The sequence below is a fragment of the Sciscionella marina DSM 45152 genome (assembly GCF_000379465.1).
Taxonomy (GTDB): Bacteria; Actinomycetota; Actinomycetes; order Mycobacteriales; family Pseudonocardiaceae; genus Sciscionella; species Sciscionella marina.
In genome coordinates, this window is sequence record NZ_KB905411.1 from 1 (window position 1) to 23476 (window position 23476).

The 23476-nt window shown below is 67.6% G+C and carries 22 protein-coding genes; 8 read left to right on the plus strand and 14 right to left on the minus strand.

The annotated features are described in order from the left end of the window. Positions 1–46: 46 nt before the first annotated feature. From A37U_RS0129250 to A37U_RS0129265, 4 genes are all read right to left on the minus strand, one after another. On the minus strand, positions 47–589 hold the full coding sequence (locus A37U_RS0129250) for a DUF4232 domain-containing protein (protein ID WP_020497574.1): 543 nt from the start codon (positions 587–589) through the stop codon (positions 47–49). Positions 590–803: 214 nt separating this feature from the next. Then, positions 804–1745, minus strand: coding sequence for an SDR family NAD(P)-dependent oxidoreductase (locus tag A37U_RS0129255; RefSeq protein ID WP_020500227.1), 942 nt, complete (start codon positions 1743–1745; stop codon positions 804–806). Between the two features lie 69 nt (positions 1746–1814). After that, on the minus strand, positions 1815–2501 hold the full coding sequence (locus tag A37U_RS0129260; protein ID WP_040589028.1) for a fasciclin domain-containing protein: 687 nt from the start codon (positions 2499–2501) through the stop codon (positions 1815–1817). Between the two features lie 32 nt (positions 2502–2533). After that, the gene (locus A37U_RS0129265) at positions 2534–4027 is read right to left on the minus strand and encodes a molybdopterin-dependent oxidoreductase (RefSeq protein WP_051111766.1); all 1494 of its coding nucleotides are present in this window, start codon (positions 4025–4027) and stop codon (positions 2534–2536) included. A gap of 136 nt (positions 4028–4163) precedes the next feature. Here A37U_RS0129265 and sigK point away from each other — a divergent pair, with 136 nt between their 5' ends. Together sigK and A37U_RS0129275 are read left to right on the plus strand one after the other, a co-directional pair. Further along, entirely contained in the window at positions 4164–4757 is a 594-nt protein-coding gene (sigK, locus tag A37U_RS0129270) for an ECF RNA polymerase sigma factor SigK (protein ID WP_020500230.1), read from the plus strand. Then, positions 4754–5479: an anti-sigma factor gene (locus A37U_RS0129275; RefSeq protein WP_020500231.1), complete on the plus strand. Its 726-nt coding sequence runs from the start codon at positions 4754–4756 to the stop codon at positions 5477–5479. The genes sigK and A37U_RS0129275 overlap by 4 nt, the downstream gene beginning before the upstream one ends. Positions 5480–5493: 14 nt before the next feature. Here A37U_RS0129275 and A37U_RS0129280 read toward each other — a convergent pair whose 3' ends face one another. Genes A37U_RS0129280 through A37U_RS0129295 form a run of 4 tightly spaced genes read right to left on the minus strand, consistent with a single transcriptional unit; the run spans position 5494 to position 9341 of the window. Next, complete coding sequence (locus A37U_RS0129280; RefSeq protein WP_020500232.1) at positions 5494–6696, minus strand: SAM-dependent methyltransferase; 1203 nt, start codon at positions 6694–6696, stop codon at positions 5494–5496. Position 6697: 1 nt separating this feature from the next. Beyond that, positions 6698–7441, minus strand: a complete 744-nt coding sequence (locus tag A37U_RS0129285; protein WP_020500233.1) for a DUF1365 domain-containing protein — start codon at positions 7439–7441, stop codon at positions 6698–6700. Next, on the minus strand, positions 7438–8706 hold the full coding sequence (locus tag A37U_RS0129290; protein ID WP_020500234.1) for an NAD(P)/FAD-dependent oxidoreductase: 1269 nt from the start codon (positions 8704–8706) through the stop codon (positions 7438–7440). The genes A37U_RS0129285 and A37U_RS0129290 overlap by 4 nt, the downstream gene beginning before the upstream one ends. Next, positions 8697–9341: an alpha/beta fold hydrolase gene (locus tag A37U_RS0129295; RefSeq protein ID WP_040589032.1), complete on the minus strand. Its 645-nt coding sequence runs from the start codon at positions 9339–9341 to the stop codon at positions 8697–8699. The genes A37U_RS0129290 and A37U_RS0129295 overlap by 10 nt, the downstream gene beginning before the upstream one ends. Before the next feature lie 123 nt (positions 9342–9464). Here A37U_RS0129295 and A37U_RS0129300 point away from each other — a divergent pair, with 123 nt between their 5' ends. Next, the gene (locus tag A37U_RS0129300; protein WP_020500236.1) at positions 9465–10682 is read left to right on the plus strand and encodes an SAM-dependent methyltransferase; all 1218 of its coding nucleotides are present in this window, start codon (positions 9465–9467) and stop codon (positions 10680–10682) included. Positions 10683–10695: 13 nt separating this feature from the next. On the opposite strand, the gene A37U_RS0129305 is transcribed toward A37U_RS0129300, so the two are convergent. From A37U_RS0129305 to A37U_RS45920, 3 genes are all read right to left on the minus strand, one after another. Next, positions 10696–12063 carry a cryptochrome/photolyase family protein gene (locus tag A37U_RS0129305; protein WP_020500237.1) on the minus strand — a complete coding sequence of 456 codons (1368 nt, stop codon included), beginning with the start codon at positions 12061–12063 and terminating at the stop codon, positions 10696–10698. Positions 12064–12127: 64 nt separating this feature from the next. After that, the gene (locus tag A37U_RS0129310) at positions 12128–13366 is read right to left on the minus strand and encodes an FAD-dependent oxidoreductase (protein ID WP_020500238.1); all 1239 of its coding nucleotides are present in this window, start codon (positions 13364–13366) and stop codon (positions 12128–12130) included. Further along, complete coding sequence (locus A37U_RS45920; RefSeq protein ID WP_157183097.1) at positions 13363–13869, minus strand: nitroreductase/quinone reductase family protein; 507 nt, start codon at positions 13867–13869, stop codon at positions 13363–13365. The genes A37U_RS0129310 and A37U_RS45920 overlap by 4 nt, the downstream gene beginning before the upstream one ends. Positions 13870–13916: 47 nt before the next feature. Between A37U_RS45920 and A37U_RS0129320 the strand changes: the two genes are divergently transcribed. Continuing rightward, entirely contained in the window at positions 13917–14396 is a 480-nt protein-coding gene (locus A37U_RS0129320; protein WP_020500240.1) for a MarR family winged helix-turn-helix transcriptional regulator, read from the plus strand. 4 nt (positions 14397–14400) lie between these two features. After that, positions 14401–15771, plus strand: a complete 1371-nt coding sequence (locus A37U_RS0129325) for a TIGR01777 family oxidoreductase (protein ID WP_020500241.1) — start codon at positions 14401–14403, stop codon at positions 15769–15771. Between the two features lie 732 nt (positions 15772–16503). Here A37U_RS0129325 and A37U_RS0129335 read toward each other — a convergent pair. Together A37U_RS0129335 and A37U_RS45925 are read right to left on the minus strand one after the other, a co-directional pair. After that, entirely contained in the window at positions 16504–17052 is a 549-nt protein-coding gene (locus tag A37U_RS0129335) for a helix-turn-helix domain-containing protein (RefSeq protein WP_020500243.1), read from the minus strand. Between the two features lie 135 nt (positions 17053–17187). Beyond that, positions 17188–17859, minus strand: a complete 672-nt coding sequence (locus A37U_RS45925; protein ID WP_020500244.1) for a DsbA family protein — start codon at positions 17857–17859, stop codon at positions 17188–17190. 352 nt (positions 17860–18211) lie between these two features. Between A37U_RS45925 and A37U_RS0129345 the strand changes: the two genes are divergently transcribed. The 3 genes from A37U_RS0129345 to A37U_RS0129355 all read left to right on the plus strand — a co-directional run bounded on the left by A37U_RS0129345 (position 18212) and on the right by A37U_RS0129355 (position 22098). Then, positions 18212–19648 (plus strand): L-lactate permease, encoded by a 1437-nt coding sequence (locus A37U_RS0129345; RefSeq protein ID WP_020500245.1) that lies wholly within the window; start codon positions 18212–18214, stop codon positions 19646–19648. 404 nt (positions 19649–20052) lie between these two features. After that, on the plus strand, positions 20053–20643 hold the full coding sequence (locus A37U_RS0129350; RefSeq protein WP_240437707.1) for a maleate cis-trans isomerase family protein: 591 nt from the start codon (positions 20053–20055) through the stop codon (positions 20641–20643). Positions 20644–21228: 585 nt separating this feature from the next. Further along, complete coding sequence (locus tag A37U_RS0129355; RefSeq protein ID WP_240437708.1) at positions 21229–22098, plus strand: class I SAM-dependent methyltransferase; 870 nt, start codon at positions 21229–21231, stop codon at positions 22096–22098. A gap of 73 nt (positions 22099–22171) precedes the next feature. On the opposite strand, the gene A37U_RS0129360 is transcribed toward A37U_RS0129355, so the two are convergent. Beyond that, positions 22172–23344 carry a phosphorylase family protein gene (locus A37U_RS0129360; protein WP_020500248.1) on the minus strand — a complete coding sequence of 391 codons (1173 nt, stop codon included), beginning with the start codon at positions 23342–23344 and terminating at the stop codon, positions 22172–22174. Positions 23345–23476 lie beyond the last annotated feature (132 nt).

Consider the following 23476-nt stretch of genomic DNA (forward strand, 5'->3'; position numbering starts at 1 on the left):
GGGGAGGGAGTGTCCGTGCTTGTGCGGGCACTCCCTCCCCCGTGTTCTAGCGTTCCGGGGTGGGCGCGGTCCCCGCGTGCACGGCACCGACATCGATGGTGTGGCTGTCCGCATTGGCATCCACCGCACCGAGATTCCAGCCCAGGCTCACGTTCGGATCGATCGGATCCCCGTGCGGATTACTCCCCGCCGCAGCGGTGTAAGTGATCGCGTTCGGCGTCTGCTGCTCCTCGGCGACCGCTGTCCAGTGCAAAGGCACATAAGCAGAACTGCCATCAGCGATCCCGACAGCAGGCGCACCACCGGCCGCCTCGTTGTCCACCAACACGTTGTGCGCACCCACCAGCCCGACCTCCGGCACCCCGGCAAGCGCACAACGCTCACCCTGCTTCGCGGTGAACTGGATCGCCCCGGAACGATTCCCCATACCCGCATCACCAGGCACGAGGTTGGTCGTGAACTGATTCGCAGTACACGGCAGCAAACCCGCACCAGAAGCCTCAGCAGCACTCGCGGTAGCACCGAGCACACCGACACCGATCCCGGCCACCGCGAACCCGGCCACCATCCGACGCACCACACTGTTCATGACTTCCCCTTCCCAGGCACCCCAAGCAGGGCACCACCATCGGTGAACCACTCACCACGATTGATCTCTCACCGGAAAAGATGCACAGACCCACGGGAAGGAGGCCAAAACATGACACCGCTCGCCAAAAGACAACCCCGACGCCACCCACACGTCCACGATACTGTTGCCGCGTGATCCGAACGTGCCATCACCGCCGCGAACAGTCGCGGACTCACCGGCCCCGCGCGTTGTCCACAATGGCCAGACACCAGTCGAGGAAACGCCGGGCCCGGTCCGGGCTGGTTCGGGTACCACGCCGGTAATCGATCGGGCGCCGCGCCCGGTCGTGCCAGAACCGACCGCTTTCCGGAGCGGGGTCCGTCGCCGCGAGCCAGATCGCGGTATCGGCCCCCTGATCGGGATCGCGTAAGAGTGGACGGAGCGCCCGGTGGAATCCGGGCAGCGAACTGGCCACTCCGGGGGTGTCCGCCCAGCCGGGATGCGTGCAGTACACCGAAATCCGGTCGGCGGAAAGCCGTTCGGCGAGCGGGGCGGTCAGTACCGCCTGCATCCGCTTCGTCCGCGCATAGGCGACCGCGCCACGGTAGCTGCCGGTGCGGTACTCGGGGTCCTCATCGTGCAGCGGCTGGGTGTACATCCCCGCCGAGGAGACGAGCACCAGTCGTCCACCGGCAAGCGGTGCGCGAAGCGATTCGGTCAGCAGCAGCGGACCGAGCACGTGGACGGCCAGGGTGAGCTCGTGCCCCTGAGCCGTCGTCTCGCGCCCGACGGGCAGCAGCCCGGCGTTGTGCACCAGGACGTCCAGTTTTCCCGTGCCGGTGGCGGCGAACCGGGCGACATCGGGGAGATCGGCGAGATCACATCGTTCGACGCGCAGTCGCGCGCCGGGCACCTCCGCGGCGATCGCCTCGGCCGCCGCAACACCCCGCTCCCGGTCCCGCACCACCATGATCACGCTCGCCCCGAGTGCGGCGAGTCCTCGTGCGGTGGCCATACCGAGCCCGGAGTTCGCTCCGGTGACCATCGCGGTCTTGCCCCGCAGCGCTCCGGGCCAGGGATCTGCGGGCGGCCAGCCGCGTGCCCGGATCCGGTAACCGATGCGGCTGTATCCCGGCAGTACCAGCCGATCAAGCGCGATGTCCAGCAGGCGCATCGAATCTTCTCCCTTCGCTGTGGGTGGTGGGTTTCCCGGGGCCGTCCGCGGGAAACCCACCCACGGCGATCACATCGGCGGCATCAGCACGCTGTCGACGATGTACACCGTGGCGTTCGCGGTCTTGACGTTGCCGCAGGCGACCTTTGCGGAATCGTTGACGGTGAAGTTCTCGCCGGAACCACTCGTCTTCACCGACTGCCCGGAAAGGGACTTGAAGTCGCCCTTCCCCAGTTGCCGTGGCGTGATCTGCTGACCGACAACGTGGTACTGGAGCACCTTGGCCAGCTTGTCCTTGTCCGCGAGCAGCTGATCGAGCTGCCCCTTGGGGACCTTCTTGAACGCATCGTTGTCCGGGGCGAACACCGTGATCCCCTTGGCGTTGTTCAGGGTGTCGACAAGGCCCGCCTTCTTCACCGCGGTGACCAGAGTCGACAGTACCGGGTTGTTGCTCGCGGCGGTGGCCACCGGGGCTTTGGCCATCCCGCTGAAGCTGCCCGCCCCTTCCTTCGGCACCGCCGCGCACGCCGGCCCGAACTGGCCGGCCATGGCGGCATCACCGGGCGCGCTCGAACTACTGGGCATCGGTTCCGACTTGGGCATGGAGCTCTGCGAGCTCGCCCCGCCCTGCCCGCTGTCGCCACTCTGCCCGCTGTCGCCACTCTGCCCGCTGTCTCCACTCTGGCCACCACACGCGGCCAGGCCCGTCATGGTCAGTCCGGCGATCAGGACGACACCCAATTTCGTTGCCTTCATCGGCTTTTCCTCTCTGTTCGGGTATCCGTACTTCATTCGGAAACGGTGACCAGCACCGAGTGCCAGCCGGTCGATCCGCTCGGGAAGACTTCGGCCCGGCCACCGGTCTGCATGTGGCCGGTCCCATCGACGGCACGCACCTCGATGCGGTGGCTGCCGGGTGCGGCCCGCCACGTCCAGCGCCACTGCCGCCACAGATCCGGTCCGGCGTCGGTGGTCAGTTCCGCGCGCATCCAGGGGCCTCCGTCCACCCGGCACTGCACCGCCTCGATCCCGCGATGCAGCGCCCAGGCGACCCCGGCGACCGTGACCGGGACCGGCCTCAGCTGCGCGAACGGGCGGGGAACGTCGATACGGGAAGCGGTCTTCGCGGTGCCCTGCTCCACGTAACCGCGCCGGACCCAATACGCGCGGTCCGCGGCGAAACTGGTCAGCTTCAGCTCGGTGAGCCATTTCGTCGCCGAGGCGTACCCGTAGAGCCCGGGGATGATCATCCGGACCGGGTAGCCGTGCTTGCGGGGCAGCGGTTCACCGTTCATCCCGACCACGAGCATGGCCTCCCGCCCGTCGAGCACCAGCCCGGTCGGGGTGCCGATGGTCATCCCATCGGTGGCCGTGGACAGCAGCTGGTCGGCTCCGGCGCGGATCCCGGTCTCGCGCAGCAGGGTGGCGAGGGGAACCCCCAGCCAGCGAGTCGTGCTCACATACGGCCCGCCGACCTCGTTGGACACGCAGCACAACGTCATGTCCCGCTCCACGAGCGGCCTGTCGAGCAGATCGCGATAGCTCAGTGCCACCGGTTTGCCGACCGCGCCGTGGATGCGCAGTGTCCAGTCGGCGGGATCGATCGCGGGCAGGGCCAGATCGGTGTCCACCCGGTAGAAATCCGCATTGGCGGTCCGGAACGGGCTCAGTCCCGGGAGGGCGAAGCGGTGTCCCGGCGGAAGCGGCGGGGCCGGGTCCGCGGCACGAGGCAGCGCCGTGGCCGCGCGCTCGCCGGGGTCGCCGAGGAACCGTCCGCCGACCAGCCCGGCGGCACCGATGGTGAACGCGCCGAGGGCCACCCGCCGCTGCACCCCGGAGCTCTCGACGGCCGCCTGTGGTCCCGTGGTCCTGGTGAGCACCCGCAGCGAACCGGCTCCGAGCGCCGCGGCGAGCAGCGAGGGAAGCGCGTCGACCGGGCCGGCGCCGGTACCGAACGCGGCCGCGAGCGCGCCCGCGATGCCCAGTACCGCGATCAGCACCGTGCCCGCCGTCCGGGATCGCAGGCACAGCAGACCGGCGGTCACCAAGAGGGCGAGCAGCACGAGCGTCACCCCGCATATCAGCACGAGCTTGTCGCCGGTGCCGAACCAGCGGATGGCTGCCTCCTTGACGGACGCGGGTGCGCTGTCGATGGCGAACCTCCCGACCGCCCCGATCGGTGAAGAGGACGCGCCGAGGAAGGCCCCGAGGAATTCGGCGATACCGATACCGAACACCGCGGCGGTCACACCCCGTGCCGCGTAGGCCAACCGTCGACGCATGCCCTGACTTCGAAGGCGGCACCGGCTCCGGATGGGACAATGGCACGGTGATCACCCGGGTAGGGTGTGACACCAATCCGTTCCCGCTATCAGTCCGAACCACCGACGAGATCGCTGACTCCTGAGGGGAGCCGTCATGGACGAGCAGGCACCGTCACCGGACGGCGCCGCGGGTGCGGGGCCGGACCGGCCGAACGCCGAGGAGCTGATCGGGCGTGTCGGGCGCGGGGATCAGGCCGCCTTCGCCGCGCTCTACGACCGGTTCGCGGGCAGTGTGCTCGGCGTGATCGCGCGGGTGGTGCGCAATCCTGCCTATGCGGAGGAAGTGGCGCAGGAGGTGCTGCTCGAGGTGTGGCAGAAGGCACCGCGCTATGCCGAGGCCCGCGGCAGCGCGCAGAGCTGGGTGCTGACCATCGCGCACCGCAGAGCCGTCGACAGGGTGCGCTCGGAACAGGCAGCACAGCAGCGCGATCAGCGTGAACAGGCACTGGCCGAACGTCCCTACGACGAGGTCAGCGAGGCGACGGTGGCCAGGCTCGAACAGGAACGGGTCCGGCACTGTCTCGGTTCGCTCACCGATTTGCAGCGCCAGTCGGTGACGATGGCCTACTACGCCGGGCACACCTACCGGGAGGTCGCCGAGCTGCTGCGCACCCCGCTCGGCACGGTGAAGACCCGGCTACGGGACGGGCTGATCCGGCTGCGCGACTGCTTGGGGGTGGCCCGATGAATCCGGATGTGCACACCCTGACCGGTGCCTATGCGCTCGACGCACTGGACGATCTCGAACGCGCCTCGTTCGAACGTCACCTTGCCGAATGCCCGGACTGTGCCCGCGAGGTGCGCGAGTTCCAGGAGACCGCCGCCCGGCTCGGCGCGGCGGCCGCCGTCACCACACCTCAGCGGCTGCGCGAACGGGTCCTGGCCGAAGTGGCGCGCACGAGGCAGTTCAGCCCGGCCGGGCCGCGAGCCGGGCGCGCCCGTCCCGGCCGGTGGACGATGCGGATCACCGGACTGGTCGCGGCCGCCGCAGTGATCGCCGCCGCGGTGCTCGGCGTGGACCTGTGGCAGACCGGCCGGGATCTGTCCGGGACCCAGAGCAGGCTCGCGGAGATCAGCACGGTGGTCAATGCCCCGGATGCCAAGTCTGCCAAGGGAACCGCGTCGAACGGTGGCACCGCCACAGCCGTGGTCGCCCCGAGCGAGCGGCGGGCCGTGCTGGTGGTCGCGGGAATGCCACCGGCGCCCGCGGACCGGGCCTATCAGCTGTGGTTCATGGGCGGGGGCAAGGCGTACTCGGCGGGGCTGCTGCGCCGCGACGACCGCGGCGGATTCGCCCCGGTGCTCGCGGCGACGGTGCCGGGCGCCGAGCAGGTCGGCCTCACCCTGGAGCCGTCGGGCGGTTCCCCGCAGCCGACGACGCAGCCGCTGATGGCCTTCCGGCTGGCCTGAGACCGGCGCCGGTCTCAGGCCTGGATGCGCAGCTGCCAGTCGTCCAGGTAGCGGGCCCGGAAACCCGCTTCGCTGTAGGCGAGGTAGAACTCCCACATCCGGTGGAAGGTCTCGTCGAAACCGAGCGCGGAGATCCGCGGCCACTGCTCACCGAACCGCTCCCGCCACCGGCGTAGGGTAGCCGCGTAGTCGGCACCCAGCGAACGCTGCTCGACGATGCGCAGCCCGGTGTGCCCGGCGAGGACGCCCTCGATCGCCGGAACCGAGGGCAGCATGCCGCCGGGAAAGATGTACTTGTGGATCCAGGTGTAGGAATGCCGCGTGGCCAGCATCCGCTCGTGCGGCATGGTGATGGTCTGCAGCCCGATCCGGCCGCCGGTACGCAGTAAGCGTTCCAGGGTCCGGAAGAACACCGGCCAGTAGCCCATTCCGACCGCCTCGATCATCTCGATGCTGAGGATCGCGTCGTAGATTCCGGTGATCTCCCGGTAGTCCTGTAAGCGGACCTGCACCCGGTCGGCCACCCCGGCTGCCGCGATGCGTTTGCGCGCCAGGTCGAGCTGCTCGGTCGAGACGGTCACCGTGGTCACCTCGGCGCCGCGTTCGGCCGCCCGGATGGCCAGCGATCCCCATCCGGTGCCGATCTCCAGAACCTGAGTGCCCGCGCCGACCCCGGCATAGTCCAGCAGCCCGTCGATCTTGCGCAGCTGCGCGGATTCCAGCGATTCCTCCGGCGAATCGAACCAGGCGGCCGAGTAGGTCATGGTCTCGTCGAGGAAGGTCGCGAACAGCTCGTTCGACAGGTCGTAGTGGTGATGGATGTTGCGTCGCGCTCCCTCGACGGTGTTGCGATCGGCCTTCGGGGTCGTCCGTTCGGCGAGTCGGCGGAACCGTTGCAGCGTAGGGGGAACCAGGGTACTGATCCGGCCGGCGAACGCGGTGAGCACTCCCGCCGGGTCGGTGCTGGTCCAATCGCCTGCCATATACGCTTCCCCGAACCCGATCTTCGCCTCCGCACCGAGCCGGTGATAGAAGGGCCCGGGGCGGACCACGCGCAGCACCGGGCTTTCCGCTGTACCGCCACCGAGCACCGTGGCGTCCGGGAACACGACGCGCACCGGAAGAGTGCGCACCGCCTGGTGAAACAATGCCCGGGCGATCGCCGCGCGCAGCGGGGAATGCGGTACCCGTTCGATATCCGGCCACTCGGCTCGCATCTCATCGCCTCCTCGGTGTGCTGGTGTTCACGTCCCTCGGTGTCCTCGGGACTCCGCGCAACCACAGCGCGATGCCGCGACGGCGGATCGCCGCCGATACGTGCAGCGGGGCGAGCGGATGGCGAAGCAGCATCCGCAGCAGCGCGCGGTTTTCCCCGGGAAGGCGCCGGCCGTGCATGGTGGCCACCAGCGGGCGGTCGCCGTGCTGCTCGAGTACCACGGAGAGGCGCAGTGTCTCGTCCGGTTCGGGCAGGCGCATCCGGTAATGGCCGCCCATGGCCAAAAACGGCGAGACGTAGAAGGTCTTCGCGGCCGTGGCCTGTCCGCGTGCATCGGGATACAGCAGATACCGGTGCCGCTCCCGGTAGGTGTTGTGCACCTCGGCCACGACATGGGTCACCGAGCCCTCCGCATCGTGGCACCAGAACACGCTCAGCGGATTGAACACATAGCCGAGCACCCGCGCGGAGGCAAGCATCGTGATCCGCCCGGACGGTGCCGGGACCTCCCGGGCGGCGAGCCATTCTTCGAGCTCCGCGCGGATGGCCGCCCCTTGATCACCGGCGACCGCATCGCCTGCCCCGTGATCGCGCGCGTCGAACCGGGCGAACGGCCGCAGCCACCGCGACGGCCGCGGCATCCGGTCCAGATCCACCAGCCACAGATAGAAATCGTGGTCGAACATCGTGCGTATCCGATCGGCCCGGACATGCCGGACACGCACGGCATACAGAGCCGCGCTCATCGCCAGCGCACCCCGAAGGATTCGGCGGCGCGCACCCCGGCCGCACAACCGTCCTCGTGAAAGCCCCAGCCGTGATAAGCACCCGCGAACGCCGTCCTCCCGTCGTTGAGACTCGGCAGCTTCGCTTGCGCGGCAACGGATTCAGGCGTGTAGACCGGGTGTTCGTACACCATCTTCTCGAGCACTGCCCCGGGCTCGACTCCCTCGGTCGCGTTGAGCGTCACCACGTACCGGCGCCCCTGCGGCAATCGCATCAGGCGGGTCAGGTCATAGCTGACCAGCACCTGGCCCGGATCGGAGCGGCAACCGGGCTTGCGATAGTTCCAGCTGGCCCGGGCCGCGGGGCGCCGGGGCAGCGCACCCGCATCGTGGTGCAGCCAGGTCTCGTTGCTCGTGTAGCCGAACGCACCGAGCACCCGCTGCTCGGTTTCGCTCGGCTCGGCGAGCAGCTCGAGCGCCTGGTCCGGATGGGTGGCGATGACCACCCGCTCGGCCTCGTGCACCGTGCCCCCGGCATCGACGATCCGCACACCGCTCGCGTCCCGGTACACCGCGCGCACCGGTCTGCCCCGGTGCACCGTGGCAAGCCGCTCGGCGATCCGGGCCACGTACTCGCGGGAACCGCCGACCACGGTGCGCCAGGCCGGTGCGCCACCCACCGAGAGCAACCCGTGGTGACGCAGGAAAGTGAACAGGTAGCGCGCGGGATAACGGCCCGCATCGGTGAGGTTCGCCGACCACACCGCCGAGATCAGCGGCAGCAGCAGATGATCGGTGAAATACCGGGGAAACCGGCCCGCGCGGAGAAACTCGTACAGCGTGGTTTCCGGGGCAAGGGGGTCGTCGAGCAGCCGCAGCGCCGCCCGGTGGAACCGGGGAACGGTAGCGAGCATCCGCAGGAACCGCGGGCGGACCAGGTTTCCCGGCTGGGCGAACAGCCCGGCGATGCCTTTGCCTCCCGCGTATTCCAGCCCGCAGCCACGGCACTGCACGCTCAGCGACATCTCGCTCGGCTGGGTCCGGATCCCGAGTTCACCGAAAAGCCGCACCAGGTTCGGGTAGGTGCGGGTGTTGTGCACGATGAACCCGCTGTCCACCGGCACCGTGGCGGAGCCGTCGCGGAACCGGTGGGTATGCGCGTGCCCGCCGAGCCTCGGCTCGCGTTCGAAAAGGGTCACCGCATAGCGCTCGCGCAGCAGGTAGGCGGCGGTCAGCCCGGCGATCCCGCTGCCGATCACGGCGACTCGCTCCCGGGTCATCCGCACTCCAGCCGCTCTGCTGCCGAAGTGATCGCATCCTCGACGAAGTGCCGGACGACCGTGAGCCACCGCCGGCCACGGCGCAGCATGGTGTGCCCGCTGCCCGGGATCGCGATCCAGGGAACTCCGGCGTGCTGCGCGTACCGGTGTGAGGCGGCCGGGTCCGTCCATGTGTCCCTGTTGCCGTGCGCGATCAGCACCCGGCGCCCGGCAAGCTGCCTGGTCGGTTCACCCGGTTCGATCCACGGTGCGAGCGCGCAGACCGCACGCACCCCGGCCACACCCGCCAGCCGCAGCGCGACTCGGCCGCCCATCGAATGCCCGACAAGGATCAGCGGGGCCTCCGGATGCCGCCGCCGTGCTTCGCCGATCGCCCAGCGCGCATCGGCGATCGCGTCCCGCTCCGGTTCGTTCCATCCCCGATAGCGGTTCCGCAGTACCCCGATGGCCGTCCCACCGCGCACGGGCTCCCGGCCGATCCGGCGGCCGAGCGCGAGCATGCGCAGGTACGCGAGCCCGCACCGGTTGACTCGCCGGCCGCTCATGACCCGGCCACCGTGCAGTAGCAGCACGACGGCAGCGCACCGGCCGGGTTCGGTGATCCACCGCAGGCTCGGGCGCGGCGTCTCCGTTTCGCTCACCTCTGTAGTTCGGAGCGGATCCGGCATGCGGATGGCCCCGCATGCTGCGAGACAGGTCACACCGTCCGGACCGCCGGTCGTTCCGAACACAGGGAGAGAAACCGGGAAAGGGAAGGGGTAGCCATGGCGACGATCGCCGGACGGCTGGCGAATCTGTTCGAGGAGATGATCGGTGCGCCACTTCCGGTCGGGCTGCGCGCCTGGGACGGGAGCACGGCGGGACCCGGCGAGGCCCCGGTCGCGGTGCTGCGCTCCCCGAAGGCGCTGCGTCACCTGCTCTGGTCGCCGGGCGAGCTCGGACTCGCGCGGGCCTACATCACCGGGGAACTCGATGTGGCGGGCGACCTCACCGAGGGGCTCCGCAGGGGCTGGGCACTCACCGCCGTGGACCGGGGCCGGGCGCTGCGGCCACGCCGGATCCTGGCCGCGGCGGGGTCGGTCGCCCGGCTCGGCGCACTCGGCCCGCGACCGCGACCGCCACGCGAGGAGGCCCGGCCGCACGGCAGGCTGCACAGCAGGGACCGGGACCGCACGTCGATCGCGCATCACTACGACCGGGGTAATGATTTCTACGAGCTCGTGCTGGATCCGAGCATGGCGTACTCGTGCGGGCTCTGGAGCGGCGAGCGGGACACCCTCGAACAGGCACAGCGGGCGAAGCTCGACCTGGTCTGCCGCGAACTGGAACTCGCACCGGGTGCCCGGTTGCTCGACGTCGGCTGTGGCTGGGGCTCGCTGGTGCTGCACGCCGCACGCGAGTACGGCGTGCGCTCGCTCGGCATCACGCTCGCCGAACAGCAGGCCCGCTTCATCCGCGACCGTGCGCGACGCGAGGGACTCGACCGGCTTGTGGAGGTCCGCACTCTCGACTACCGGGATCTCGACCGGTGCGGCGATTTCGACGCGGTGGCATCGATCGAGATGGGTGAGCATGTCGGTGAGCGGCACTATCCGGACTATGCCTCGGCACTGTCCGGCTCCCTTCGCCCGGGCGCACGGCTGTGGTTGCAACAGATGTCCCGCGGCGCACGGGCGCCGGGCGGGGGCGCGTTCATCGAGTCCTATATCGCACCCGATATGACCATGCGGCCATTGCCCGCGACACTCGCACACCTCGAGCGGGCCGGATTCGAGATCCGGGCGGTCCTGGCGCTGCGCGAGCATTACGTGCGCACCATCCGGGCATGGAGCGAACTGTTCGAGCAACGCTATACCGAGGTCGCCGCGCTGACCGGCGAGCGCTACGCCCGGGTATGGCGGCTCTATCTCGCGGGTGCCGCGCTGGCGTTCGAGACCGGCCGGATGGGGGTCGACCGGATCCTCGCGGCTCGCCCATCCTGAGCGGCGGCCGGAATCACAGATCCAGCGCTAGTTGCCGCTGTTCCTGGAAGCGTCGCCGGGCGGTGTCGAGATCGGTGATCGGCGGTGGGTAGCCGAGCTCGCGCAGCGCCGATTCACCACGGCGCCAGGGCTGGTGGATTTCCCGAGGATCGTCGAGGCCGGCGAGTTCGGGAACCCAGCGGCGCGTGTAGTCGCCGGTCGGGTCGTAACGTTCGGCTTGGCGAAGCGGGTTGAGTACCCGGTTGGGGCGGGTGTCGGTACCGGTACCGGCGACCCATTGCCAGTTGAGCTGATTGTTGGCGATGTCGGCGTCGAGCAGGTGTTCGGTGAAGTGTGCCGCGCCGTGGCGCCAGTCGAGGTACAGGGTCTTGGTCAGAAAGCTGGCGACGATCAGCCGGGCGCGGTTGTGCATCCAGCCTTCGTGCCGTAGCTGGCGCATCCCGGCATCCACGATGGGGATACCGGTCTGTCCGTCCCGCCAGGCATCGAGTGCCTGCCCGTCATCGCGCCAGGCATCGCCCCGCGGGCGGTAGTCGCGGTGCGCGGCGGCGGGCCGGGCGGCGAGTACCTGATGGTGGAAATCGCGCCAAGCCAGTTGGCGCGCGAACGCCGCCGCTCCGGCGGTTTCCCGCGCGGCGGCCGTGGCGGCGAGTTCACGCGCGGACAGGCAGCCGAAATGCAGGTCCGGGGAAAGCTTCGAGGTGGCGTCGGCGGCAAGATCGTCATGGCGGTCCTGGTACTCGTCGATGCCCTGGCGCAGCCACCGCTCGGCACGCCTGCGGGCATGTGTTTCGCCGCCCGGCCAGGACGCGGACCGGCCCGGGCTCGGCTGCACCGACGGCTCGACGCCGGGCGGCAGCCGCAGTCTGCGCGGGGTGACCGCCTGGCCGCGCCACGGGGCGTCGGCCCAGCGCCGGTGGTACGGGGTAAAGACCGCGAAGTGATCGTTGCCCTGCGGGCTGACCGCACCCGGCGCGACCACGTTGTGCACCCCTTCGTGGCGGACCAGCGTTCGGCGCTGCCGTTCCAGGGCGGCGGCGAGGGCCCGTTCGCGTCGCGCGGCGAACGCCGAGACATCGGCGGCCAGGTGCACCTCCGCCGCTTCGGTCTCTCCGGCGAGCCGGCATACCTCGGTGACCACCTCGCCGTGCCTGACGACCAGCGCGGCGCCACGGCTGCGCAGTCGTTCATCGAGACCGCCGAGCGCCGAGGCGAGGAAGTCGCTGCGGCGCTGCGCGGCGAATCCGGTGGCATGCAGCCGGACGTCGTGCACGAAAAGGGGCAGCACGTGTTCCGCGTTCGCGGCAGCCGCGGCGAGCACCGGGTTGTCCTCGATGCGCAGGTCGCGGGTGAACAGGACGATCGCGGTCTTGACGGGCATGGTTCGGCGCTCCTTATCGGTTTCGGAAAACGAGCCACGCGGCTCGGGGGCACCGGGCATCGCCTCAGGCGCGGTGGTCCCGGCAGAGCAATCCGGTGTCGAGCACGGGCGGGTGCGGGCCATAGGCGTTCGCGTTCGCGGCGCGCCGCCGGACGCCGGGCAGGAGGGTCACCAAGCGCAGCAGGCCGGGTGGGGTGATGGGTCTGCCGGTTTCCCGAGCGGTGGCGACCCGCTGTTCGGTGCGGACCTGCTGTGCCTGCACAGCCCGGATGGCCGGTTCGCGTTCGGCCTGGACCGCGGCCAGCACCGCGTCGGGGACCGGTCCGGGGCCGCGCAGGGCGGGTGCGAGGTGGTTCGCGGCGGTGACCGCGTCCTGGATGGCCATGAGGATCCCGTTCCCGCCGACCGGGGAGATCACGTGCGCCGCATCGCCGAGCAGCAGCAGGCCGGGCCGCCACCACCGCCGCAGCCGGGCGATGTCCACCGATAACAGGGTGGTTTGGGAAAAGGTCTCCAGTAGGTGCGCCCGGTCGGCCAGCCACGGAATCCGCTCGGCGAGCAAATCCCGGATCGGGCTGACACCGGCTTCGCGGGCGGCCGGATAGCCACCTTTCGGCAGGCTGTAGCCGATCTGCCATCCGGCGGGGCCGGCCAGCAGTGCCAGGTAATGGTTCCGGCCGAAGAACAGGTCCACGTCCGCGTCCGGCGGGTCGGAGTCCTGTTTCGGGAGGCGGAACCACAACAGGTCCGTGCACGCGCCAAGCGATACCGCTTCCATTCCGGCGGCGCGGCGCACCTTCGAGAACCGCCCGTCGGCCGCGACCACCAGATCGGCTGTCAACCGGTGCGTCCCCGCACTGTCGCGATACACGATTCCGGTGACCTTCCCGGTTTCGTCGTAGCACAGGTCGCTGACCTTGCAGCCGGTGCGCACCGGCGCGGCCGACCGTGCGAGCTCGGCGGCCAGGAAATCCAGGAACCGGGCCTGTGGCATCAAGGCCACGTAATTGAACCGAGTGGGCAGTTTGCCGTAGTCGGCCGTGGTGATCGCACCAGCGGGCGTGTTGAACCGGAAAAACCTCGCCCGGTGATGCGGAAGCGCCAGCAATTCGTCGACGAGCCCGAGCCGCCAGAACAGTTCGAGGGTGTACGGATGGAGCGAGTCACCGCGGAAATCCCGGTCGAAATCCCGGTGCTCCTCCAGTACCGTCACCGACGCCCCACTGCGGGCGAGGAGATACCCCAGCACCATCCCGCCCGGCCCGCCACCGGCGATCACGCACGAGAGCCGCCGGTCGCTCACGCCCGATCACCGCTGTGCTCGTCACCGGCGCCGAGGCGGAAGACCGCCATCGTGGCCAGCTGCTCGAGCACCTCCTCCCGAAGGGTGCCGGGCCCGACAGGGAACGCCTGCAGTGCCCATGGCGCCTGCACCACCGACAGGTAACGGGTCACCGCGATGGCCGCCCGGTCCCCCTCATCGAGTATCGCGAACCGGTGCTGTCTCTCGCCTCCGGCCGACAGCACGCACCGCGGCTCGGCACACAGGTTCCGTACCCAGTCCCGATCCCGCACCGGGGACACGAGCCACTCCTGCCCGCCGGACAGCAGCACCCCGACCGGTGTGCGCCGGGACCGCCCACTGACCCGCCCACGCGTCTCGAGCACCCGCAGCGCATAGTTCCCCTCCACCAAGGGTTGTGGTGGCTCGTGCAGCAACCGCTCCGCCATCCGGTCGTTGACCGCACGCACCGAACCCGTACCGGGGACCGTGCCGCCCACGTTTTCACTAGAACTTCTAGGCATGCCGTGCATCCTACCTGTAGGCTAGGTTTTCTAGCTACCATTGCGGGGTGGATGATCAGACCGGGCGTGCGATCGGACTGGAACTGCGGCGGGTGCTGCAGACCGGCCGCGAGATGCAGGCCACCCTCGCGCGGGGACTGGGATTGCGGGTGACCGACGTGCAAGCCGTGGACCACGTGGCGTCGAGCGAGGAGCCGATGGGCACCGTCGAACTCGGTGACCGGCTCGGCATCCGCTCGGCCTCGGCCGCGGTACTGGTGGATCGGCTCGTGGCTGCCGGGCACCTTGTGCGCGAACCGGATCCGGCGGATCGGCGGCGGGTGACACTGACCCCGACCGCCCACGGCCGGACCGAGGTGCGCGCACAGCTCGCCCCCATGCTCGACGCCCTCACCGGCGTCATCGGCCGGCTCGACGAATCCCAGGCCGAAACGGTGCTGTGGTTTCTCCGGCAGGCCGCCGCCGTCATGCACACCTACGGCGCACCCGGCCACCCCGCGGAACTGGACCCGGTACGACAGGAGTGATCAAGTGGGACTGCGATACGACAGCGTGCTCGAGGCGCCGATACGGGAGGTCTTCGACTGGCACGCACGACAGGGGGCGATCACGCGGCTGATGCCGCCGTGGCAACCGGTGCGAGTGCTCGAGGAGACGGCATCGCTGCGGGATGGCACGACCGTGCTGGCCTTTCCCGGCGGGTTACGGTGGCATGCCAGGCACCAGGCAGACGGATACGATCCGCCGCACCGGTTCGTGGACCGGTTGACGAATCAGCCACTGGCGACCGCGCTCGCGTGGCGGCACACTCATGAGTTCGTCGCCGAGGCGGCCGCGAGGACGCGGGTACGGGACACCATCGAGTCCACCGTGCCCGCTGCCGTGTTGCGGTCGATGTTCGCCTACCGGCACCGCCAGCTGGCCGCGGACCTCGCCGCGCAATCCCGCGCCCGCGCCTGGCACCGCACACCGCTGACCGTGGCGGTCACCGGCTCGGGCGGACTGGTCGGGTCCGCGTTGTGCGCCTTGCTTTCCACGGGCGGACACCAGGTGATTCGCCTGGTGCGCCGCCGCCCGCGCTCGGCCGGAGAGCGTACCTGGCACCCGCACCACCCCGACCCCGAGCTGCTGGCCGGGGTGGACGCGGTGATCCATCTGGCGGGTGTGTCGATCGCGGGACGGTTCACCAAAGCTCACCTGCGGGCGGTACGGGACAGCCGGGTCGGCCCGACGAGGCGGCTCGCCGAATGCGCCGCGAACACTCCACAGGGACCGAATGTGTTCGTGTCCGCCTCCGCGATCGGCTATTACGGACCCGATCGGGGCGACCGGCGGCTCACCGAGACCAGTGGGCGCGGTTCCGGAGTGCTCGCCGATCTGGTCGCGGACTGGGAAGCCGCCACGAACCCCGCCGCCGAGGCCGGGCTGCGCACCGTGCAGGTCCGTACCGGCATCGTGCAGAGCCCGCGCGGCGGCACGCTCGGCTTGCTGTACCCACTGTTCGCCGCAGGCCTCGGCGGGCGCCTCGGCAACGGCGACCAGTGGCAGTCCTGGATCGGCATCGACGACCTGCTCGACATCTACCGGCGCGCCGTACTCGATGACACCCTGAGCGGCCCGGTCAACGCGGTCGCGCCGAACCCGGTACGCAACACCGAGTACACCCGCGTGCTGGCGCACGTGCTGCACCGCCCGGCCCTGTTCCCGATCCCCGCACTCGGGCCACGGCTGCTGCTCGGCAGGCAAGGCGCGGACGAGCTCGCCCTCGCCGACCAGCGCGTCGAACCCACGGTGCTCGAACACGCCGGCCATCGGTTCCGCCACCCACAGCTCGACACAGCCCTCGGCCACCTGCTGGGCCACGCCGCAATGGAAACCCCGATGGACAGCCACGAAGCCTGACGCGTCCAAGGGCGAAACGCGTGAGGCAGGTCAGCGCCACGGTCAGCTCCCGGAGCATCACCCGACATGCCGCCATCAGCAGCCCGTGCCTGGTATCCGGCCGGATTGCCGCCCACCAAGTAGCGATCCGGCAAAGGTCCACCTGAGAAGCCAGGGCCGCACCGGAACACTGCCGAAAGCCGCGATGGATACCTGCTACAGCAACAGCTGCGCCGCTGAACAAGAATCCGACCTCGAGCCGTACCTGGACATCCTCCACACCGCCCACGGGACGTGGCTGGGCCGAATGCATCGAACGGGCGGCGCCACCCGGGGAACCAGGTAGCACCGTCGGCCAACCGTCTCCTCATCGAGTATCAAGAGGTCGGCGGCTTCGGAGATGATCTCAGGGCAGAGCGCGGCTGGTTCGTCGGCAGGTCCGTCGACCCCGAGGCCGTCCACCTCATGATCGACCCGGTGCACGCACCGTTCCCCCAGTATCTCGGCGATCTCCGTCAGTACGTTGAGCAAGCCCGAACCGACACTTTCGGTGTCAGCTGAGCAGGAACGATCCCAGACGGGGATATACCGTCTACCTCCTCGCGCAAAGAAAGCGAAACCGGCAGCATCTTCTTTCGAATTTGACTTTCGGCTCACCTGTTAGTTCTTGTCTCACCTCGAAAACAGTCGGGATTGTGAATCGATTGCAGGGGAGGCATCCTGTTCTGCTTCGCAGATCAGGTCATCGGGCAATCAGCTCGGACGCAGGATCAGCAGCAGCGCAACCGTTTCCTCGGGGGTCGGATTGCTCAGTTCGTGCTCGTCATGGGCCGGCAGTGTTGCGGCGTCACCGCAATGCAGAATCAGGTCATGACCGGACGTCCGGATGCGGAGCCCGCCGTCGAGCACCAGGAAGGTTTCCCTTGTTCCGGGTTCGTGCGCGGTAAAAGGCTCGAGCACGGCGTGGGCAGGAAGCCGGTACCGGACGAGCTCGGCACCAGGCTGCGGGGAGAGCAATGCGTCCCGGGTTGCGCCGGTTTCTTCGTCCACCACGGAGGTGACATCTTCGTTACGCACAATCACCGGCAGCTGCGGGTACTGCCCGACAAGGTCAGAGAGTGGCACGCCAAGGCCATCCGCAACACCCAAGGCCTGCTGCAGACCCGGGTTACTCTCCCCTCGTTCGATCTTGGACAGCGCAGCGCGTGATACGCCACTGCGCACAGCCAGTTCGTCCAGGGACAGCCGGGCATCGATCCGAAACTGGCGCACCGCCTTACCGAACCCCGCAACGTCAGCCATATCACCCAGTTCTTCCGTGGACGTGCGTCTCTTGGCCTGGGCGATTCTAACCTCTCCGCGACCCCGCCGCTCAGCTGGAGATTCCACAGTACGGGCACCGTTCGCTGCCCGAGCCGAATGGATCCACGGTTCTGGTCAACGCTCGGTGCTACCGAGCCAACGTGGGTCGGACGTGTCGAGCTGGCGTCCGCTGGACAGGACGGTCGGCAGCGCCACCCTTCCTGTGGCTTTGTCCACTTCCTCGGCCGCGGCCCGCAGTGCCTTGCGCAACATCGGTTTCCATGTGCCCTCTCGAACGTCGGCCGCGAACCTCTCGTCGGCGCCGAGCCGCTGCCCGAGGGAGACGAGCTGTTCATCGGTGTAGCCCGGCTCACCTTCCTGAACCTGCTGGCGATAAAGGCTGCGCAGGAAGGAAGGAAATCGACTGGGCGAGTGCACGGCCATGGCATACGCGGCTGCCGAACCCCGCTCCGAATAGCCCGGCGGAACCGACGACTGGTCCAGATAAGCGAGGACGTGGTAGCGGACGCGGAGACGGCCCGCGTCGAGCTCTTTTTCGATAGCGTCCGCGTACAGCCGGTTGAACCCACCACACCCGGGGCAGATCAGGTCCTCATACAGATCGATCGTGCGGCCGGCCGTCTCGGTTCCCGCCGTGACGACCCCATCGGCGGCGCGCACCGGGTACCGCGGATGGACTTCGGTTGCCGCGATGACATCATTGATCTCGGCCTTTCTATTGGCCTTGGAGACCAGAACGCCAGTGGTTATCGCGGCACCGATCACCAGGACGGCGGCAATGGCCACATACCATTTGGCCTGTCCGTTCCCACTCTTCCGCGCCGCACCAACCAGTTTCCCACTTCGTCCTCGGACATCTCGCCGCCCATCACGACGCCCAGTCGAGTTCACCGACACGGCTCCTTCCACCTCACTCGATCACGCACACAATCGTCAGGACGCCCGGCGCCCGGTCTGCCCTTGACAAGGATTCTTGCATATTGGAGTATAGATCTTGTAAACAAGAATATGAGGGTGGATGACCACTGCCTCGCGGAGTACGGCGGCGCCCGTCCAAGACCGGAGCCTGCTCGACAAAGGGAATGCTCTCAACAGGAGTGCGCTCACCAACGGAATTGCTGTGCTGGACACATAGCGGATGACTCTTGGATTCGCGGTGACGCCGCTGATAGTCGTGCTCGGCCTGAGCATCATGCTGCGGATGACCGCACACCGAGTGGCGTGGATCGGCGTGATCACGGCTGTCCTCATCGTCCTTGTCGTGCCGGACTTCTCGTTCACCACCACGCCGACACTGAGCGCTGTCGCGGCCGCCTGCCTCCTGACGGGCGAGGCCGCGATGGTCATCATTCCGGGCCTGTACCTCAACGCCGAACTCGCCGACCGCCGGATACACAGCCGCCTGGCCCAGTGGATCCAGACACTCCCCATACCGGCCGAGGCAAAGATCGGGGTGGTCGTGGTCGGTCTCGGTCCGGCCTTGGAATCCCTGACCGGATTTGGTGTTTCGCTGTTACTGACGGTGCCGGTATTACTGGCCATCAGCGAACGGGATACCGCGCTGCGCCGTTCAGCACTGAGCCTGAACATCATGCCGTGGGGAACCCTGGGATTGGCGAGCACGGTGGCCGCCTCGTTGACCGGACATTCCCTCGCCACGATCGGCTGGCTCTCGTCACTGGTGAGCGCGGCGATCTTCCCGGTGCTCGGTGCCGTCGCCACGGCTATCGCCTCCTCAGCAGGCGCACGCGGGCGGTACCGAAGCGCCCTGCCTGGAGCCATGATCGGCGCCTGCTTCTCCGCAACCCTGGTGGCATGCAACGGAGTGGGGATCGTCGAGCTTGCCGGGGTGACGGCGGGGCTCGTTTCCACCGTGGCCGGGATCGCTGTCTTCGCGCGCACCAGACTGCGGTATCTGGCGCCACCACGTGAGGCGATCACGCCGTATGGCATCGCACTCGGGCTCGTGATTGCGGTTCGTATCCTGATCGGCGCCGGTGTCCGTCTCGACGAGGTAGCGGTCCGGGTCAGTGGTGTCGCATTCCAGCCCCTGTCCTCCCCTGGATTGGCCCTGCTCGCCACTGGACTGTTCCTCGCCCGTGGACGGTTACGTTCTGGGCCCGGAATCGAAGCCCTGAAAAGATCCCGGACGACGTTGACCGCGCTACTCGGATTCGCCGTACTGGCCCAATTGATGGCGGTCAGTGGGATGGTCGCCACTATCGGCCATGTTCTCACCAGCAGCGGTATACTCGGTGCGATATTCCTCAGTCCCGCTCTCGGGATCTTCTCCGGATTTCTGACCGGTTCCAATACCGGGGCCAATGCCCTCATGGCTCCGGTACAGTCCACGGCCGCGACCGCACTGGGAATCCCCTCGCTTCTGCCTGCCGTACAGAACAGTGCCGCCGGTCATGCGGTATTCGCTTCATTACCGGAGACCTTGCTCGTCCTCGCCGTCGCCGGTGACACCGACGCCAAGGAAGAACGAGCGCTGATCAACTTCAATCTCCGCGTGCTCGGCAGCGTCTATCTTCTCCTGACAGCCACTACGGCCGCCCTCGTTCTACTCTAGGAGGAACCCGATCATTTTCTCCGAGAACAATCCGATTTCTCATCGACAGCCAAGTTTTCGAAGCTCTAGTATACGTTCTAGCGCCGCTGTCGCGCTCTCACGCCGGGACCGACCGCATCGGTCGGGCATCTTCTCACACACCGCACCGCCCGGCACTCTCGCAACCTTGTCAACCGATTCGAAAGGTCACAAGATCCATGGTTGCTTCGCAGCACCCTGAAGCACAATCGTCAGCTTCCGGCGGGGACGACAACCGGCCGACCGGGCCCGGACTCGGGATCATCGTCTCGTTCGACTTCCTCCACGACCGCGAACTGTGGCGATGGTCCCCGAAGGACACCTCCCCGTTCATCACACGCACCGACCCGGTCGAGTTCACGACCAATTGGGAGTTGGTCACTCAGTTGAACCGGCCGGAAGTGGTGGCCAGGCCGGCACGATCGCTCGCCGCCCTGGGAACACCCGCGATCACCTATCTTTGCACCGCCTGCAGCTTCGTCGGCGGCCACGACGGCGAACGGGCTTTGCGCAATGCCATGCGGCATCCCGGCGTTCAAACCACTCTCACCGCAGCCGGATCCGTCATCGACGCCCTTTCGGCGGTCGGGGCCAAGCGAATATCGGTGGCCCATCCCTATGAACCGCCGGTCGGTGCGGCATTGGTGCGTTTCCTCGGCACGGCGGGCTTCGATGTCCTCACCGAGCACAGCCTCGGGCTGCAAACGATCCGCGAAGTCTACGACATCGGATACCGCGAGGTGCGCGAACTGATAGCGAACGCGGACCATGCCGAAGCGGACGCGCTGTTCGTCAGCTGCACCGCCCTGCCCACCTACGACCTCATCGCTCCACTGGAGCGGGAGCTCGGTAAACCCATCATCACGGTAAATCAGGCGACCATGTGGGCAGGACTTCGTTCAATCGGACACCGGCTACAGGGGCCCGGGCAACGCCTCGCTGCCATCACCGACTCACAGATACCTTGGCGACGATGACCAAAGGCGCAGACTTCCTGAGCCGGGTTCCCGGCATGCCCGAGCCGACCTTAGCTGACGGACACGCAGGCAGCGATTCGTCACCGGGAGCTCCCGGTGACGCCGAAGCAGTGATCGCTGCTGTGCCGGATCCGAGAGACGCCAGGCGTCAGCCAGGTCGAGCTTGCCGAGCAGACCTTCGACGGCAAGCCGGATGTCACCCGCATGCTGCAGGTAGGGGAACGCAATCAACCCATTTTCCGGAAGCATGACCGCGGCGACCAACGGAGTTGGAAGGCGCAGCCTCCACCTGTCCTCGCGCGTATCGAGGCCAATCTCGGTTATCAGGACGGTGCACCGTGATGCTGCGCCGCGTGCACGCCGTAGCCGGATTGCTCGGCCTCGCGTTCGTGACGATATTCTTCATGACAACAGTGCTCACCGAGTGCTTCGGTTCTGCGACAACGATCGTTGAAGCGAAAACCGGGATTCTCTATGGCGTTCTGATCTTGATCCCCACGATGGCCACAACCGGCGCGACCGGACTACGAGCCACGGAAAAGCGCCCGGGTCCTTTGGAATGCTGTTCACCGGCCGCATCCGACGGTGAAGCGGGCGAGTCCGGCGGTCCATCAGAGCTGGCGAAACCAAGATTTATTGAATATCATTGTCGAAAACTGGACGAGGTTTACGGGAGACCCGAGGATGCTCAAGCAACTCGACCGGACGACGGCCCAAGATTGGCTCGCGCGCTGGGACACGCAACAGGAGCGCTATGTCGCCGATCGTGAAGATCGCTTCCTGGTCATCGGCGACGTCATTGAGCATATCTGCGCCGAGCAGATATCACCCGAGATCGTAGACCTCGGCTGCGGCCCAGGATCACTGACGGCCCGGCTGGCCACACGTTTTCCCGCCGCGCACATCACCGGCCTCGATACCGATCCCTTCCTCCTGGCCTTGGCGGAGGCGACCCGACCGAGTGCCACGGCCTCCCCGCGTTACCTCGACCTCGACCTCGCCACACCTGGCTGGGCGCAGGCCGTCACCGATGGGCACCTTCTCAGCGCCGTCACCACGACCACGGCCTTGCATTGGCTCCGCCCACCACGCCTTGCGGCACTGTACCGAGAAGTCGCGGACAATCTGCGCCCTGGCGGAGTCTTCGTCAACGCGGACAACCTCTACGATCAGCAGCCCGCCCTGGAGGAGCTGACCAGCGTGATCAGGCGGCGTCGCGCCGAACGCAATCGGGTAGAGCGCAACGAGGCATGGCAGACCTGGTGGAACTCCCTGCGTCAGGATTCCCGTGTCACCAGTGTGTTCTCACCCGCACAACTCGCCGGATGCAGCACCGGATACGCCAATCGGTGCAGCCCGCAATGGCACCTCGAAGCGTTGTCGGCAGCCGGGTTCAGTGAAACGGGAACGGTGTGGCAACACGGAAACGACTACATCCTTGTCGGGATTCGCTAACCATCCGGGCGACTGAGGACACCAGCTCTGACCGGTCGAGTTGTCGTCCGGCCGAGCGACCTCGGCTATCCGGCTACTCTGCGCCGAACAGCGGTTCGTCCGAGGAGCGGATGTCCTGTGCGGGAAGGCCATCGGGGTGCTCGGTGCGGATTCGTTCGAGGCAGGCCAGTGCGATGTCCAGATGTTGACGTTTGCTCGATTGATAGAATTTCACTGCTTCGCCGGATAGTTTCGGTGCCGCGTGCATCGGTTTATCCGAGACACACAACAGCGTCGCGTTGGGGATCCGGTAACGGAACCCGTTCGCCGCGATCGTCGCCGACTCCATGTCCGCGGCCAGGCAGCGCGCCGTCTGGATCGCGGCCAGCGGCGCACGCTGGTTGAGTTCCCAGTTGCGATTGTCGGTCGTGTACACGGTCCCAAGCCGATATTCGGCGTTACGCTTGTCGAGCTCATCAAGCAATAGCATATTCAACCGCGGTGTCGGCACCACCGGAACCGTGGTCGGCAGTACGTCATCGAGAACATGGTCATGACGCAAGTACGAGGTCGCCAGCACAAAATCACCGATGTTCTGGTGATTACGCAGACCACCACAGTGTCCGATCATCATCATGGTATCCGGCCGAAGCACCGCCACATGATCCGTAGCGGTCTTGGCATTGGCGGGCCCCACACCGATATTGATCAAGCTGACACCATCACCATTTTCCGTTTGATGATGCCATGCCGGCATCTGAACTCCGGACCGGCTCGGCCCCTGCGCGTCGGGAAACCGTTCGAGAAAAGCCTCGACATGCATCGCGTAATTGGTGAACAGGACATGACGCTGAAATGACTCCGCCGGTGTCCCCGTATAGTGCGCCAGGCGATCCAGCGACAGCGCCATCCGCTCGGGGCCGAACAGGAACAGCTTCTTCGCACGCAAATCGAACCGCTCCTCGTCGAGCGCGGCGAAGAACTCCGAGTCCTGGAAGGTCAGCGCACGACGAGACGCCCCAGCGGTGACGGTGGCGCCACGCTCGAGCAAGATGCTCAACTCTCGACACAGATACCGGCGGATAGCAGAAGGTTGCGCGAACTCCCCCACGATCCTCGGATTGTGCGCGGACCAGGGACGCGAGACCTCGAGCCTGGAATACCATCCCGCCGCGTCGGCCTCCTCGAGATGGTCCACCAGCTCGATGACCTGGCGTTCAATGAGGTCAGCCGCACTAGTCGAACCATCCACCGTCAGATCCTGCACTGCGCCATCAACCTTCCTCGTTCTGCTGCCGTTCCGCGAGCCCAGACAGCCGTGGACCAGCTACTGGGCTTTCCACCACCCTGTCAGCCGCGAGCACGACAGCATTGTCCCACGCCCGTTGTGGCGCACCCA